Raw genomic sequence first — 15,287 nt, 5'->3', positions numbered from 1 at the left:
TATGGAGGGCGGGGCGATGTGCTTGCCCCGCCGACCCGTCCTCGGAGGACCTTCATGCACTGCTACCGCCATCCGGACGTCGAGACCGGCATCCGCTGCACGCGCTGCGAGAAGCCGATCTGTCCGCAGTGCATGGTGTCCGCGTCCGTCGGCTTCCAGTGCCCGGAGTGTGTACGGGGCGGCTCCGGCACCGGTCACGCGCCGGGTGCCAACACGCCGCGGACGATCGCGGGCGGGCGGGTGGCGGCGGACGGCCGCTTCGTCACCAAGATCCTGATCGCGATCAACCTGGCCCTCTTCATCGCGGTCCGGGCGGCCGGCACCCACCTGGTGGACCAGCTGGACATGATCGGGCTCGCCTACAACCCGGTGCTCGGCGAGGTCGTCGGCGTCGCGGACGGCGAGTGGTACCGGCTGATCAGCTCGGCGTTCCTGCACCAGGAGGCCGCGCACTTCGTCTTCAACATGCTCGGCCTGTGGGTGATCGGCGGGATCGTCGAACCGGAGCTGGGCCGGATCCGCTACACCGCGCTGTGTCTGCTGTCCGGGCTCTCCGGCTCGGCCGTGGTCTATCTCTTCGCCCCGGAGAACCAGGGCGCGCTCGGCGCCTCCGGCATCGTCTTCGGTCTGATCGGCGCCTGGGTGGTGCTGGCCCGGCGGCACCGTTACGACATGCGCCCGGTGCTGATCTTCGTGGCGATCTCGCTGGTCTTCACCTTCGCCCGCCCCGGGGTCTCCTGGGAGGCGCACGTGGGCGGTCTGGTCGCGGGCGCGCTGCTCACGTACGCGTTCGTGCACGCGCCGAAGGCCCGCCGGGCCGTGGTGCAGTACGGGGCCTGCGGGCTGATGCTGCTGGTCGACCTGGGGATCGTGCTCGCCCGGACCGCCGCGCTCACCTGAGCGGGGAGTGCTGTGGACGAGCTCTTCGGGAAGCTTTCCCCAGAGTTATCCACAGTGGGTGGCCGGTTGGCCGCGCAGGCCGGGGTACGACCGCGCCCCCTGCCTCTGACCTGGTCTTACGTGGCAGAGGTAGGGGGCGGAGTGTTTCCGCACAGGCGTTCTCGCGGTCGTACCGGCGTCAACACCGTGAGGGTTATCCACAGATCTTCGTAAGTTATCCAGTGCTGTGCACAACACTGTGGATAACTCAGGGCAGAGCTTGACGGGATGCGCCGCGGGCTGCTCTGTGGGCCGCTCCGTGGACTACCGAGCGACTACTTCCACTGCGTGGACACACCGAAGCCGGCGGCGATGAAACCGAAGCCGACGACGATGTTCCAGTTGCTGATGGACTCCAGCGGCAGCCTGCCGTCGGTGACGTAGAAGACCACGATCCACACCAGACCGATCGCGAACAGCGCGAGCATCACCGGCGCGACCCAGCTGCGGTTGGTCAGCTTGATCGACGCGGCCTGCTTCGACGCGGGCGGCGGCGTGTAGTCGGCCTTCTTGCGGATCCGTGACTTCGGCACGAGGGACTCTCCTGTCGATGCGCTGCGTGACCGCGCAGTGATCTGTGGCGGGGCGGGGTGCCGGGACCGGACGGAGCGGACCGTGACCACGGATGTGTCACAGCGCACCGCAGCCGCCGCCGGGCGTCCGTTAGCGTAGTGGTTCCGCGGCACCGAAGGGGATCAGGGTACGTTGAGCAATTCCGCCGACACTCCCACCGGACCGGGCCGAAGCATCAGGTGGCGGCCGGTCCGGGTGCTCACCGCTGCCGTCTTCGCCCTCGCCGGGCTGATCTTCGTGACCAGCTTCAACACCGCCAAGGGCACCAATCTGCGCACCGACGCCTCCCTCCTCAGACTCTCCGACCTGATCGAGGAGCGCAGCCACAAGAACGCCGGCCTCGACGAGTCCGCCGCCGCGCTGCGCCGCCAGGTCGACGCCCTCGCCGCCCGCGACGACGGCTCCACCGAGGCCCAGGACGCGAAGCTCAAGGCTCTGGCGGCCGCCGCCGGCACCACCGAGACCTCCGGCCCCGGCCTCACCGTCACCCTCAACGACGCCCCGCCGAACGCCCAGGCGGCCCCCGGCTACCCCGAGCCGCAGGCCAACGACCTGGTCATCCACCAGCAGGACCTCCAGGCCGTCGTCAACGCCCTGTGGCAGGGCGGCGCCAAGGGCATCAAGGTCATGGACCAGCGGCTGATCTCCACCAGCGCCGTGCGCTGCGTCGGCAACACCCTGATTCTCCAGGGCCGCGTCTACTCGCCGCCCTACAAGATCACCGCCGTCGGTGACCGCGACAAGCTGAACAAGGCCCTCGCCGACTCCCCGGCCCTGCAGAACTACCAGCTCTACGTGAAGGCCTACGGCCTCGGCTGGAAAGTCGACGAGCACCGGGCGGTGACTCTTCCCGGCTACTCGGGCACAGTGGACCTCCACTACGCGAAGCCTGTGAGCTGACGCGTGCGCTGACGTGCGCTGACCGGGGGGAGCCGGGTGCGGTGACGGTGCGACTGGTCGTACGGACCCTCAGCGAGCTGTGCGTCACCGCAGGCGCCCTGATCGTGCTCTTCGTCGGCTACCTCCTGTACTGGACCGGCGTCCGGGCCGACAGCGCCACCGCGGGCCAGCTCGACACCCTGCAGCAGGCGTGGGTGGACCGCCCGGTCGAGCCGCCCGGCGCGCCCGGCACGCCCGGTGTGCCCGGCGCTCCCGGAGCGACGCCCGCCCCCGCCCCGTACACCGCCGGCAAGGGCTTCGCCGTCATGTACGTGCCCCGGCTCGGCGAGGACTGGGAGTGGCCGGTCCTGGAAGGCACCGCCGCCGGCACCCTCAAGAAGGGCCTCGGCCACTACGCCGGCACCGCCCGGCTCGGCGAGACCGGCAACTTCTCCGTGGCCGGCCACCGCCGCACGTACGGAGATCCGTTCAAGGACTTCCCCCGGCTGCGCCGTGGCGACGCCGTGGTCCTCACCGACGGGACGACCTGGTTCACGTACCGGATCGACCGCGAGCCCTACCGGACCGTGCCCACCGACATCGGCGTCATCGACCCCGTGCCGCGCAAGTCCGGGTTCGACGGGCCCGGCCGCTACCTCACCCTGACCACCTGCGATCCCGAGTGGGGCAGCAGCCACCGGCTGATCGCCTGGGCCCACCTGGACGCCACCCAGCCGGTCACGGCCGGTCGTCCACAGGCTTTGGGCAGCTGACCCGCGAGCGCCCCTCCGACCCGTACTCTGGTCCCCGTAACGAACGGAAGGGGCGGCGGACGTCATGTACGGATGGATCTGGCGGCATCTGCCGGGCAACGCCTGGGTGAAGGCGCTGATCTCGGTCGTGCTGGTGCTCGCGGTCGTCTACGCCCTCTTCCAGTACGTGTTCCCCTGGGCGGAGCCGCTGCTTCCGTTCAACGATGTGACGGTGGACGGCCAGTGAGCGCGCGAATTCTCGTCGTCGACAACTACGACAGCTTCGTCTTCAACCTCGTGCAGTACCTCTACCAGCTCGGCGCCGAGTGCGAAGTGCTCCGCAACGACGAGGTGGAGCTCGCCCACGCGCAGGACGGCTTCGACGGAGTGCTCCTGTCGCCCGGGCCGGGCGCGCCCGAGCAGGCCGGGGTGTGCATCGACATGGTGCGCCACTGCGCCGCCACCGGGGTGCCCGTCTTCGGCGTCTGCCTCGGCATGCAGTCCATGGCCGTGGCCTACGGCGGAGTGGTCGACCGGGCGCCCGAGCTGCTGCACGGCAAGACCTCCCCGGTCGTGCACGGGGGCAAGGGCGTCTTCGCCGGTCTGCCCTCGCCGTTCACCGCGACCCGCTACCACTCGCTGGCCGCCGAGCCCGCCGCCCTGCCGGCCGAGCTCGAGGTCACCGCGCAGACCGAGGACGGCATCATCATGGGGCTGCGCCACCGTGAACTGCCCGTCGAGGGCGTGCAGTTCCACCCCGAGTCGGTGCTCACCGAGCACGGGCACCTGATGCTCGCCAACTGGCTGGAGCAGTGCGGCGACACGGGCGCGGTCGCGCGGTCGGCAGGACTCGCGCCGGTGGTGGGCAAGGCCGTCGCGTGACGGCCGGGTCGCCGTGGTTCCGGGCGACGAACCTGCCGGAGGAACCGGAGCACGGACCCGGACATCAGCCCGGAGATCAGCCGGGGCAGCTGCCCGGGCCCGGGCCGGGGCAGACGTCCGACGGTTCGATACCCGCCGCCGGGCCCGCCCCGCAGCAGCCGTACGCGCCGGAGACGCCCGTCCACGAGCCGTACGAGCAGCCCTACGAGCGCCCCTACGAGCCGATACCGGGCCCGGAGGCCTACGGGGACCACGGAGCCGCCTACGGGGCTCAGCGGCCGCTTCAGGAGCCTCAGCGGCCCCAGCAGCCCCAGACGCCTCAGGAGGCGTACTACGCGGACCAGGGGGCGTACGCCGCCACGCCCGCGTACGAGCCCGCCGGGTACGCGGCGCCGGTCGCCGGTGACCCCGTCGCCGTCGACGTGCCGGACGACGACCCGGCCGGCCGTGCGGACGACTCCGGGACGATGGCGCTGCGCACCGTCGACGAGACCCCCGAGCCCGCCGCCCCCGGGCCGGGCCGCGCCGAGCGCCGCAAGGCCGCCCGGCGCAAGGGCGGCCGAGGCGCCGCCGTTGCCGGGCCGGAGCCGGCCGCCGCGGGCGAGCCCGACCGTCCGCTGTCCCGGGTCGAGGCCCGCCGTGCCGCCCGCGCCGCCAAGGACAGCCTCGGCGTCGTCCTCAGCCGGGTGGTCGGCGAACTCTTCATCACGTTCGGCGTGGTGATGCTGCTCTTCGTCACCTACCAGCTATGGTGGACCAACGTCCGCGCCGGTCAGGAGACCGACCAGGCGAAGCACGACATCGAGAACTCCTTCAACCAGGGCGGCGACAAGGACCCGGGCGCCTTCGAGCCCGGCAAGGGCTTCGCCATCATGTACATCCCGAAGCTCGACGTCGTCGTCCCGGTCGCCGAGGGCATCAGCAAGACCAAGGTCCTCGACAAGGGCATGGTCGGCCACTACGGCGAGGGCAAGCTGAAGACCGCGATGCCCGCCGACAAGCAGGGGAACTTCGCCGTCGCCGGCCACCGCAACACCCATGGCGAGCCGTTCCGTTACATCAACCAGCTGGAGCCCGGCGACCCGATCGTCGTGGAGACCCGCGACGCCTACTACACGTACGAGATGGCGAGCATCCTCCCGCAGACCTCGCCGTCCAACGTCTCGGTCATCGACCCGGTGCCGCAGGGCTCCGGCTTCAAGGGACCCGGCCGCTACATCACGCTCACCACCTGCACGCCGGAGTTCACCAGCACGTACCGCATGATCGTGTGGGGCAAGCTCGTCGAGGAACGCCCGCGCGACAAGGGGAAGCCGGACGCGCTCGTAGGCTGAACCCCACCATCGACACCACCACTTCGGAACGGGACGACCCTGTGGCACGAGCGCGCAACCGGATCGCCGGGATCATCAGCGTCTTCGGCGAACTCCTCATCACCGCGGGCGTCGTCCTCGGTCTCTTCGTCGTCTACTCGCTGTGGTGGACCAACGTGCTCGCCGACCGGGCGGCCGGCCGGGAGGGCGACCAGGTCCGCGACCACTGGGCCGCCGACCCCGGCCCCGGCGCGCTCGACACCAAGGACGGCATCGGCTTCCTGCACGTCCCGGCCATGGACGACGGCGAGGTCCTCGTGAAGAAGGGCACCGACAGCGACATCCTCAACGGCGGTGTCGCCGGCTACTACACCGAGCCGGTCAAGTCCGCGCTGCCGCAGGACAAGCAGGGCAACTTCACGCTCGCCGCGCACCGCGACGGACACGGCGCGAAGTTCCACAACATCCACAAGCTGAAGACCGGCGACGCCATCGTCTTCGAGTCCAGGGACACCTGGTACGTCTACAAGGTCTACAAGACGCTCCCGGAGACCACGAAGTACAACGTGGACGTCCTCCAGCCCGTCCCCAAGGAGTCCGGCAAGGCCAAGCCGGGCCGCTACATCACGCTCACGACGTGCACCCCGATGTACACCTCGGACTACCGCTACATCGTGTGGGGCGAACTGACGCGCACGGAGAAGGTCGACGCGCAGCGCACGCCGCCCGCCGAACTGCGCTGACGCGACTCCTCCCCTCCTCTCCCCCCTCCTCCCCTACGCGCGCATACGGCAGTGGACCCGCCCTTCCGGGCGGGTCCACTGCCGTATGCGTCTGCGGACTGCTGTCCCGCGGCTTCTTCGGCTAGCCGAAGAAGCCGCCCTCACCGTCGTTGTTGCCGCCGACGGTGAACACGGTGACCGGGTCACCCACGTTCACCATGGAGCCGGCCGGCGGGTTGGTGCCCATGACGGTCGCGCCGCCCTTGTCCGAGCCCGACTGGGTCACGACGAGACCGAGGGCCTCCAGCTGCGCCTTCACCTCGCTGAACTTCTTGCCGCCGATGTCGGCCGGGATCTGGACCTGGGCCGGCTGCTGCGGGCCCTTGGAGACCTTCAGCGTGATCTGGACGTCCTTCGGCTGGTTCGAGCCGCCGTTGGGGGTCTGGCCGACGACCGTGTCCTTCGGCTGGTCGGAGTCCACGTCCTGGCGGGCGACGTTGGTGAAGCCGAGCCCGGCGAGCTGCTGCACGGCCTGGTCGTAGCTGCGGTTGGTGACGTCCGGCAGCTGCGTCTGCTGCTTCTTGGAGACGGTGATGGTGACCGTGGAGTTCTTCTCCGCCTTCGAGTTGCCCGCCGGGTCCTGGCTCAGGACCTGTCCCGGCTCCTCGTCGGACTCCTTCTGCTCGACGACGACCTTGAAGCCCTTCGCGCGCAGGGTCTCCTCGGCGCGTGACTGGGACTGCTCGACGACGTCCGGGACGTCGACCTGCGGCGCGCCCTCGGAGACGATCACGTTGATCGTGGCGCCGGTGTCCATCTTCGCCACACCGTCGGCCACCGGGTTCTGCGAGCAGATCAGGCCCTTCGGCTGGTCGCAGCGCTCGGTGCCGGACTGGGCGACCTTCACCTGAGAGTTCGTGGCGAGGCCCTCGGCGTCCTTCAGGGACTTCCCGACGAAGGACGGGACGATCACCTGCTGGGGCTTGTCGTTGCCCTTCATCAGCGAGTTCCCGATGAGGATCGCGCCGATCAGGACCAGGACGCCGGCGACGACCAGCAGGATGGTCGAGGTGTTCGACTTCTTCGGGCGGTTCTGGCGTCGGCCGCCGGGGCGGTCGTCGTAGCCGTAGCCGCCGTCGTCCGGGTTCATCGGCGGCAGCATCGTGGTCTGCCCGCCCGGGTCGGCCTGGCGCAGCGCCGTCGTCGGCTGGTCCTCCGGGGCGTAGCCGCCGTAGCCCCCGCCGTACGCGGCGACGCCCATCGCGGCGGTCGCGGCGACCGGCTGGCCGTCCAGGCACGCCTCGATGTCCGCGCGCATCTCGTCGGCGGACTGGTAGCGGTAGTCGGGGTCCTTGACCAGCGCCTTCAGGACGATGGCGTCCATCTCGGGCGTGATCTCGGGGTCGAAGACGCTCGGCGGCTGCGGCTCCTCGCGCACGTGCTGGTACGCGACGGCGACCGGCGAGTCGCCGATGAACGGCGGCCGCACGGTCAGCAGCTCGTAGAGCAGACATCCGGTGGAGTACAGGTCGGAGCGGGCGTCGACCTGCTCGCCCTTGGCCTGCTCGGGGGAGAGGTACTGCGCCGTGCCGATCACCGCGGCGGTCTGCGTCATGGTCATGCCCGCGTCGCCCATGGCGCGCGCGATGCCGAAGTCCATGACCTTGACCTGGCCGGTGCGCGTCAGCATGACGTTCGCCGGCTTGATGTCACGGTGCACGATGCCGGCGCGGTGCGAGTACTCCAGCGCCTGGAGGATGCCGACGGTCATCTCCAGCGTGCGCTCGGGCAGCAGCTTGCGCCCGGAGTGCAGCAGCTCACGCAGGGTCGACCCGTCGACGTACTCCATCACGATGTACGGGATGGACACGCCGTCGACGTAGTCCTCGCCGGTGTCGTAGACCGCGACGATCGCTGGATGGTTCAGCGAGGCGGCAGACTGGGCTTCGCGGCGGAACCGGGCCTGGAAGGACGGATCACGGGCGAGATCGGCCCGCAGCGTCTTCACGGCCACGGTGCGGCCGAGCCGGGTGTCGTGCGCGAGGTACACCTCGGCCATGCCACCACGGCCGAGCACCGAGCCCAGCTCGTACCGGCCGCCGAGGCGACGCGGCTCTTCCATAGCTTCTCCAGCCCTCTCCGTCTGTCCCGACCGCACCCGTGTGTGGTCCGGCGGTGTGTGCTGTTCGCGCATACGCTACCGGCCGCGGGGAACCCCTTCGTCCGCCGACCGCCACCTGATACCCGACCGGTACACGGCGGGGGCCCCAGCGTGGCGCCGGTCACCGAAACCGGTGCCGTACGTCCGGAAGATCAGCTCCTGCTCTTCAGCACCGCCTTCATGACGGCCTTGGCGATCGGGGCCGCCAGGCCGCCACCGCTGATGTCCTGGCGGTCCGTGCCCGCCGAGTCCTCGACGATCACGGCCACCGCGACCGGCGAGCCCTCCGCGGTCTTCGCGTAGGAGATGAACCAGGCGAAGGGCCGCTTGGCGTTCTTCTCGCCGTGCTGCGCCGTACCCGTCTTGCCGCCGACCTTCACGCCGTCCATCTTCACGTCGGCGTTGCCGCCGGTGCCGTTGGAGACGACGTTCTCCATCATCTGCTGGAGCTTCTGGGCGGTCTCCGGCGAGACCGGGCGGCTGAGCTCCTCCGGCTCGTTCTGCGTGAGGACGTCCAGGTTCGGCGCCACCAGCTTGTCGATCATGTACGGCTTCATCAGCTTGCCGTCGTTGGCGATCGCGGCCGTGACCATCGCCATCTGCAGCGGGGTGGTCGCGGTGTTGAACTGGCCGATCGACGACAGGGCGTTTCCAGGGCGGTCGGCGTTCTTGTCGTAGACGGAGGCGACCGCTCGGACCGGGACGAACTGCTCGGCGTTGAAACCGAACTTCTCGGCCGTCTCGACCATCTTGTCCCGGCCGACGTCGTCACCGAGCTTCGCGAACACCGAGTTGCAGGAGACCTCCAGGGCCTTGTTCAGGCTCGCGTTCGCGCAGCCGCCGGCGTGGTTCACCATCTCCTTGGTGGAGAGGGGGAGCTTCCAGCCCTCGGGGGTGTCGGTCGGCGCGTTGATGTCGGTGACCTTGCCGCTCTCCAGCGCCGCGGCGGCGGTGACCACCTTGAACACGGAGCCGGGCGGGTAGATCTCGCGCAGCGCGCGGTTCAGCTTCGGCTTGTTCTTGTCCTTCTCCAGGGCGTTCCACGCCGCGGAGTCCTTGTTGTGGTAGCCGGCGAAGGACGCGGGGTCGTACGACGGAGTGGACGCCAGCGCGAGGATCTTGCCGGTCGACGGCTCGATCGCCACGACCGCGCCCGTCTTGGAGCCGAGCCCCTTGAACGCGGCCTCCTGCGCGGCCCCGCTCAGGGTGGTGACGACGTCGCCGCCCTTCTTCTTCTCCCCGGTGAACATGGACAGCGTGCGGTCGAAGAACAGCCGGTCGTCGTTGCCGGTGAGGATGCCGTCCTCGATCTTCTCGATCTGGCTGGCGTCGAAGGCCTGCGAGGCGTACCCCGTCACCGGCGCCCACATGGGGCCGTTCACGTAGGTCCGCTTGAACGCGTAGAACTCGTCGCCCGAGTCGACGGAGCCGGTGATCGGCTTGCCGTCGACGATGATGTTGCCGCGCTCGCTGGCGTAACGCTCGATCGTCACGCGCCGGTTCTTCGGGTGGGCGTTGAGCTCGTCGGCGCGCACGTACTGGAGCCAGTTGTCGCGCACCAGCAGGGCGAGGATCAGCAGACCGCAGAAGATCGCGACCCGGCGCAGCGGCTTGTTCACGGACGGACCACCTGCGTCATCTCGGCGTCGGGGTTCGGGGCGGGGGAGGGCGCGGGGCGGCGCGCCGTGTCGCTGATCCGGATCAGCACGCCGATCAGCGCCCAGTTGGCGATCACGGACGAACCACCGTAGGCGAGGAACGGCATCGTCATACCGGTCAGCGGGATGAGGCCCATCACACCGCCGGCGACGACGAAGACCTGGAGCGCGAAGGCGCCGGACAGGCCCATCGCGAGGAGCTTGCCGAACGGGTCGCGGGCCGCGAGGGCGGTGCGCACACCGCGCTCCACGATCAGGCCGTAGAACAGCAGGAAGACCATGACGCCGGCCAGGCCGAGCTCCTCGCCGACGGTGGCGAAGATGAAGTCGGAGTTGGCGGCGAAGCCGATCAGGTCCGAGTTGCCCTGGCCCATGCCGGTGCCGAGGATGCCACCGGAACCGAACGACATCAGCACCTGCGTCATCTGGTCGCAGGCCGCGGCCATGTTGGACCCCTCGGGGGCCGTCTTCAGGCACTCGAAGGGGTCGATCCAGGCGGCCACCCGGGACTTCACGTGGGAGGCGGTCGAGCCGACCACCACGGCGCCCGCAGTCGACATCAGCAGACCCATGACGACCCAGCTGGTCCGCTCCGTCGCCACGTACAGCATGATCACGAACATGCCGAAGAACAGCAGCGAGGTTCCGAGGTCGTTCTCGAAGACCAGGATGAGCAGGCTGATCGCCCAGATCGTCAGGATCGGGCCCAGGTCACGGCCACGCGGCAGATAGAGCCCCATGAAACGGCGGCTGGCCAGCGCCAGCGCGTCCCGCTTCACCATCAGATAGCCGGAGAAGAACACGGCCAGGACCAGCTTGGCGAACTCACCGGGCTGGATGGAGAAACCACCGACGTTGATCCAGATCTTGGCGCCGAACACGTCGGAACCCAGACCGGGCACGAGCGGAAGCAGCAGCAGGACGAGCGCGGCGGCCATCGAGATGTACGTGTAGCGCTGCAGGACCCGGTGGTCCTTCAGGATCAGCAGCACGCCCACGAACATCGCGATGCCGATCGCCGAGTACATCATCTGCTTCGGCGCGTCCGGGCTGAAGCTGTCGAACTGCGCCATCGACCGGGCGATCAGCCGCGGCGACTGGTCCAGGCGCCAGATCAGCACCAGACCCATGCCGTTGAGCAGCGTCGCCAGCGGCAGCAGCAGCGGGTCCGCGTACGGCGCCCACTTGCGCACCACGAGGTGCGCGACGCCCGCGAGGAGGGTGAGCCCCGCCCCGTACCCGAGCATGCCCGCCGGCACCTTCCCGTCGATCGCCAGACCGACGTTGAGGTACGCGAACACCGGGATGGCGACGGCGATCGCGAGCAGCACCAGCTCGGTGTTGCGGCGGCTCGGCGCCTCGATGGCGCCGATGGTGGTCGTGTTGGTGACAACGCTCATGGTGGTGAAAGGCCCCCTACGGGTCTGCTTACTGCTTGCCGCAGTTCGAGGCCAGCTTCTGCTCCTCAGCGGACAGGGTCGGTCCGGGGGACGGCGCGGGCGCGGTCGGCTTGGTGTTCGGCGCGGTGGTGCCCTCGGCCGTCGGCGGCTTGGCGCTCGACTTGTCCGCGGCGTCCGCGGCGGCCTTCTTGCGCTCCTCGGTCTTCTTGCACGCCGAGGCCTGCAGCGCCAGCTCGGAGATCTTCGTCTGCGCCTTGCCGAGACTGCCGCCCGCGATCGTGTCCTCCACCTGCTTGCGCTGGTACGCCGGCAGGTACTTGAGTTCGATCTCGGGGTGGTCCTTCTCGACCTCCGACAGCTTCACCCAGGCCAGGTCCTGGCTGATGCCCCGGTACAGCGCCACATGCTCCTCGTTCGAGCCCACGTAGTACTGGGTCTGCGTCCAGCGCCATCCGCCGTACAGACCGCCGCCGATCACGGCCAGCGCCAGGATCAGGAAGAAGGAGCGCTTCAGCCACTTGCGGCCGGTGCGCGGCTTCACGAAGTCGTCCTCGGCGTACGAGCCGAAGGAGCCCTGCGGGGGCATCCCGCCGTAGCCGTGGTCGTCGCCGCTGCCGGGCGGGCCGAAACCGCCGGCCGGCGGCTGCTGGTGCGGGGCGGGCCGGCCGAGACCGGAGGCGCGGCCGGCCGGCGTGTGCATGGCACCGCCGTCGTGCAGCTGCGCCTGGTTCTCGGCGACCGCACCGACGATCACCGGGGTGTCGCTGAGGTGACCGGCGAGGGTGTCACCGCCGTCGACGTCCAGGACGTCGGCGATGATCACCGTGATGTTGTCGGGGCCGCCGCCGCGCAGCGCGAGCTGGATCAGCTCCTGCACGGTCTCCTGGGGGCCTTGGTAGCTGGCGAGGGTCTCCTCCAGGGTCTGGTGCGAGACCACGCCGGACAGTCCGTCGGAGCAGACCAGATAGCGGTCGCCGGCCCGGACCTCGCGGATCGACAGGTCGGGCTCGACGTGGTCACCGCTGCCAAGCGCCCGCATCAGCAGCGAACGCTGCGGATGGGTGGTCGCCTCCTCCTCGGTGATCCGGCCCTCGTCGACGAGCCGCTGCACCCAGGTGTGGTCCTGCGTGATCTGCGTCAGGACGCCGTCGCGCAGCAGATACGCGCGGGAGTCGCCGACGTGCACCAGGCCGAGGCGCTGGCCCGTCCACAGCAGGGCGGTGAGCGTGGTGCCCATGCCCTCCAGCTGCGGGTCCTCCTCGACCATCATCCGGAGCTGGTCGTTGGCGCGCTGCACCGCCGTACCGAGCGAGGTGAGGATGTCGGAACCGGGGACGTCGTCGTCGAGCGTCACCAGGGTCGAGATCACCTCGGACGAGGCGACCTCACCGGCGGCCTGGCCGCCCATGCCGTCGGCGATCGCGAGCAGCCGCGGACCGGCGTAGCCCGAGTCCTCGTTGCCCTCGCGGATCATGCCCTTGTGCGAGCCCGCGGCGAAACGCAGTGACAAGCTCATGCCCACCTGCCCTGTCGGCGCCGTGTCGGGGTGCCGCCGGTCTCGAGCCACACTGCCCACCCTCCGGTCGGGAGCCCGTACCCGCCCTGGCCCGCTGCCCGGGCCGCAGCGCGGTCCTCGGGGCGGCCCGTCGTGGGGACCGTCCCGGCGCGCTCGCTCCACTCGCGCTCATTCATGATGTAGCACTACTTCCGCAGCTCGATGACGGTCTTGCCGATGCGGATCGGCGCGCCCAGCGGAATCGGTGTGGCGGTGGTGAGGCGGGTCCGGTCGAGATACGTGCCGTTGGTGGACCCGAGGTCCTCGACGATCCACTGACCGTCCCGGTCCGGGTAGATCCTGGCGTGCCGGCTGGAGGCGTAGTCGTCGTCCAGCACGATCGTCGAGTCGTGGGCCCGGCCGAGCGTGATGGTCTGCCCCTGCAGGGCGACCGTCGTGCCGGTGAGAGTGCCCTCGGAGACGACGAGCTTGGTCGGCGCGCCGCGGCGCTGCCGGCCCGCGGGCGCGGCCTGCTGCCCGCCCCGCTGCTGCGGGGGCGCGGCGGCCTGCCGCCCGGCCTGCTGCGGCCGCGCGTCCTGGCGGCGCGAGCCGCGCTGGGTGACCCGCGTGCCGAAGAGGTCACTGCGGATGACCTGCACGGCCACGATGACGAACAGCCACAGAACGGCCAGGAAACCCAACCGCATGACCGTCAGGGTCAGCTCTGACATTGCCCCCGCTTCACCCTTCGGCTTGCCGGTAAACGATGGTGGTGCTGCCCACGACGATCCGCGAGCCGTCGCGGAGCGTAGCGCGGGTGGTGTGCTGCCCGTCCACCACGATGCCGTTGGTGGACCCGAGATCCGTGATCGTCGAGGGCGTTCCGGTCCGGATCTCGCAGTGCCGGCGCGAGACGCCGGGATCGTCGATCCTCACGTCCGCTTCGGTGCTGCGGCCGAGAACCAGGGTCGGGCGGGAAATCTGGTGCCGGGTGCCGTTGATCTCGATCCAGCGGCGCGTCTGACCGCCGGACGCCGGCGCGGCCGCGGGCCCGCCGGGCCGTCCCGCGGCGGGCGCCGTCGGACGGTGTCCGGGCATCGCGGGGGCGCCCGGCGGCGGGGCCGCGGGCATCGGCGGGGCGCCGGCCGGCGGGTACCCGTAACCACCGCGGGGCGGCTGCTGGCCGCCCTGCGGACCGGCCGGGGGGTACCCGTATCCGCCGGGGGCGGCGGGCGGCTGCGACGGCGCCGCGGACTGTGACGAACTCGACGCGAGCGTGCGGCTGCGCACCCGGTACAGACCGGTGTCGAGGTCCTGCGCCTTCTCCAGGTGGACCTTGATCGGCCCCATGAAGGTGTAGCGCTGCTGCTTGGCGTAGTCCCTGACCAGGCCGGCGAGCTCGTCGCCGAGCTGGCCCGAGTAGGGGCTGAGGCGCTCGTAGTCCGGCGCGCTCAGCTCCACGATGAAGTCGTTCGGGACGACGGTCCGCTCCCGGTTCCAGATCGTCGCGTTGTTGTCGCACTCGCGCTGGAGCGCGCCGGCGATCTCGACGGGCTGGACCTCGGACTTGAAGACCTTGGCGAAGGTGCCGTTGACGAGACCTTCGAGTCGCTGCTCGAACCGCTTCAGGACTCCCATGGGGCACCTCCTTCTTCGTTGTCGTCCTCGTACTGCTTACTGATCGTATCCACGCGTCGGGAAATCGGCTGGTTCCCCTTCTCTGCCCTGTGGACGAGTGTCACCTCTCACAGACCTTCCGCGCGTCTTCCCCCACGGATCGTAGAGGCGGCCTGTGGACAGTGTCCCGCACCCGGCGGCGGAGCAGGAGGGCCCCGTGCGTCACGTCCGTCCTTCTCTCCCCGTCCGGCCCCTCATCGGTCCCCACTCTCCACCCCGTCTTCCCCTCTACTCTCCACCCCGTCTTCCCCTCTCTCCCTTCACCGCGCTCACCGCGCCCCCTCTCTCCTCGTCCGCGGGCGGAGGGTCGAAACCGGGGCCGCGAGAACGGATGTGAATCCACGGCCTGCGGCGTGCTAATCTTCAGATGTCGCCAGGCGAACGAACCGAAAAGGTGAGGGAGCCGGGAGACCACCCAATGCGCGGGTGGCGGAATAGGCAGACGCGCTGGATTCAGGTTCCAGTGCCCGCAAGGGCGTGGGGGTTCAACTCCCCCCTCGCGCACCAGTCGAATCGGCCGGCATCGTAGTCACGATGCCGGCCGATTCGCGTTTGCCGCGCCTGCGGCGTCTGTGGGCAGCGGGGGTCTTTCGGGTGGGCGCGTGGATGTGAGGTAGCCCACGGGGTGCGGGCGCGGGGCGCGGGTGTGGCTCAGGTGCGGGGGGCGGCTCGGGCTTCGGGTACGGCTCGGGCTTCGGGTACGACCTTCGTCGGTGCGGGGAGCGACGAAAGAGGGCGGTGGGCGGAGCGGGTGCGCGCCTATCGTGCGGGCGTGGACGTTCCTACGAAGATCCGGACCGTCGGGGCGTGGCTCGGTGCCGGCCGGCGATGGTTCG

General features: G+C 70.0%; 14 protein-coding genes and 1 tRNA gene. 8 read left to right on the top strand and 7 right to left on the bottom strand.

The genetic code is table 11. The features are described 5' to 3' along the window. The first annotated feature begins 54 nt into the window (after positions 1-54). Complete coding sequence (locus AB0M18_RS22060) at positions 55-900, top strand: rhomboid family intramembrane serine protease (RefSeq protein WP_365760504.1); 846 nt, start codon at positions 55-57, stop codon at positions 898-900. 314 nt (positions 901-1,214) lie between these two features. On the opposite strand, the gene crgA is transcribed toward AB0M18_RS22060, so the two are convergent. Continuing rightward, positions 1,215-1,472 (bottom strand): cell division protein CrgA, encoded by a 258-nt coding sequence (crgA, locus tag AB0M18_RS22055; RefSeq protein WP_265861455.1) that lies wholly within the window; start codon positions 1,470-1,472, stop codon positions 1,215-1,217. Positions 1,473-1,644: 172 nt separating this feature from the next. Here crgA and AB0M18_RS22050 point away from each other — a divergent pair, with 172 nt between their 5' ends. From AB0M18_RS22050 to AB0M18_RS22025, 6 genes are all read left to right on the top strand, one after another. Next, positions 1,645-2,412 carry a DUF881 domain-containing protein gene (locus AB0M18_RS22050; RefSeq protein ID WP_365760502.1) on the top strand — a complete coding sequence of 256 codons (768 nt, stop codon included), beginning with the start codon at positions 1,645-1,647 and terminating at the stop codon, positions 2,410-2,412. A 41-nt stretch (positions 2,413-2,453) separates the two neighbouring features. Continuing rightward, a complete protein-coding gene (locus AB0M18_RS22045) occupies positions 2,454-3,164 on the top strand; it encodes a class E sortase (RefSeq protein WP_365760500.1) in 711 nt (236 codons plus the stop codon). Between the two features lie 64 nt (positions 3,165-3,228). Continuing rightward, positions 3,229-3,390, top strand: coding sequence for a hypothetical protein (locus tag AB0M18_RS22040; protein ID WP_169092881.1), 162 nt, complete (start codon positions 3,229-3,231; stop codon positions 3,388-3,390). Next, positions 3,387-4,025, top strand: coding sequence for an aminodeoxychorismate/anthranilate synthase component II (locus AB0M18_RS22035; RefSeq protein WP_365760498.1), 639 nt, complete (start codon positions 3,387-3,389; stop codon positions 4,023-4,025). Before AB0M18_RS22040 ends, AB0M18_RS22035 begins: the two co-directional genes overlap by 4 nt. Next, positions 4,022-5,359 (top strand): class E sortase, encoded by a 1,338-nt coding sequence (locus AB0M18_RS22030; protein WP_365760496.1) that lies wholly within the window; start codon positions 4,022-4,024, stop codon positions 5,357-5,359. The genes AB0M18_RS22035 and AB0M18_RS22030 overlap by 4 nt, the downstream gene beginning before the upstream one ends. 41 nt (positions 5,360-5,400) lie before the next feature. Beyond that, positions 5,401-6,081, top strand: coding sequence for a class E sortase (locus AB0M18_RS22025; RefSeq protein ID WP_365760494.1), 681 nt, complete (start codon positions 5,401-5,403; stop codon positions 6,079-6,081). 121 nt (positions 6,082-6,202) lie between these two features. Here AB0M18_RS22025 and pknB read toward each other — a convergent pair whose 3' ends face one another. From pknB to AB0M18_RS21995, 6 genes are all read right to left on the bottom strand, one after another. Beyond that, on the bottom strand, positions 6,203-8,182 hold the full coding sequence (gene pknB, locus AB0M18_RS22020; protein WP_365760492.1) for a Stk1 family PASTA domain-containing Ser/Thr kinase: 1,980 nt from the start codon (positions 8,180-8,182) through the stop codon (positions 6,203-6,205). 191 nt (positions 8,183-8,373) lie between these two features. Further along, positions 8,374-9,840: a penicillin-binding transpeptidase domain-containing protein gene (locus tag AB0M18_RS22015; protein ID WP_365760490.1), complete on the bottom strand. Its 1,467-nt coding sequence runs from the start codon at positions 9,838-9,840 to the stop codon at positions 8,374-8,376. Continuing rightward, a complete protein-coding gene (locus tag AB0M18_RS22010) occupies positions 9,837-11,279 on the bottom strand; it encodes an FtsW/RodA/SpoVE family cell cycle protein (protein WP_265861467.1) in 1,443 nt (480 codons plus the stop codon). The genes AB0M18_RS22015 and AB0M18_RS22010 overlap by 4 nt, the downstream gene beginning before the upstream one ends. A gap of 28 nt (positions 11,280-11,307) precedes the next feature. Next, entirely contained in the window at positions 11,308-12,795 is a 1,488-nt protein-coding gene (locus tag AB0M18_RS22005; protein ID WP_365760488.1) for a Stp1/IreP family PP2C-type Ser/Thr phosphatase, read from the bottom strand. Between the two features lie 185 nt (positions 12,796-12,980). Beyond that, positions 12,981-13,505 (bottom strand): FHA domain-containing protein, encoded by a 525-nt coding sequence (locus AB0M18_RS22000; RefSeq protein WP_365760486.1) that lies wholly within the window; start codon positions 13,503-13,505, stop codon positions 12,981-12,983. 10 nt (positions 13,506-13,515) lie between these two features. Continuing rightward, positions 13,516-14,412, bottom strand: coding sequence for a DUF3662 and FHA domain-containing protein (locus tag AB0M18_RS21995; protein WP_365760484.1), 897 nt, complete (start codon positions 14,410-14,412; stop codon positions 13,516-13,518). A gap of 459 nt (positions 14,413-14,871) precedes the next feature. Between AB0M18_RS21995 and AB0M18_RS21990 the strand changes: the two genes are divergently transcribed. Further along, positions 14,872-14,958, top strand: a tRNA-Leu gene (locus tag AB0M18_RS21990). Positions 14,959-15,287: the final 329 nt, after the last annotated feature.

The organism is Streptomyces sp. NPDC051909, from assembly GCF_040681095.1.
Taxonomy (GTDB): Bacteria; Actinomycetota; Actinomycetes; order Streptomycetales; family Streptomycetaceae; genus Streptomyces.
The sequence above is the reverse complement of the archived record's forward strand: the minus strand, read 5'-3'. Positions and strand labels throughout refer to the sequence as shown.

Coding starts and splice junctions, on each gene's coding strand:
- AB0M18_RS21995 (WP_365760484.1), bottom strand. CDS start 14,412: ATGGGAGTCCTGAAGCGGTTCGAGCAGCGACTCGAAGGTCTCGTCAAC.
- AB0M18_RS22010 (WP_265861467.1), bottom strand. CDS start 11,279: ATGAGCGTTGTCACCAACACGACCACCATCGGCGCCATCGAGGCGCCG.
- AB0M18_RS22060 (WP_365760504.1), top strand. CDS start 55: ATGCACTGCTACCGCCATCCGGACGTCGAGACCGGCATCCGCTGCACG.
- AB0M18_RS22005 (WP_365760488.1), bottom strand. CDS start 12,795: ATGAGCTTGTCACTGCGTTTCGCCGCGGGCTCGCACAAGGGCATGATC.
- AB0M18_RS22040 (WP_169092881.1), top strand. CDS start 3,229: ATGTACGGATGGATCTGGCGGCATCTGCCGGGCAACGCCTGGGTGAAG.
- pknB (WP_365760492.1), bottom strand. CDS start 8,182: ATGGAAGAGCCGCGTCGCCTCGGCGGCCGGTACGAGCTGGGCTCGGTG.
- AB0M18_RS22000 (WP_365760486.1), bottom strand. CDS start 13,505: ATGTCAGAGCTGACCCTGACGGTCATGCGGTTGGGTTTCCTGGCCGTT.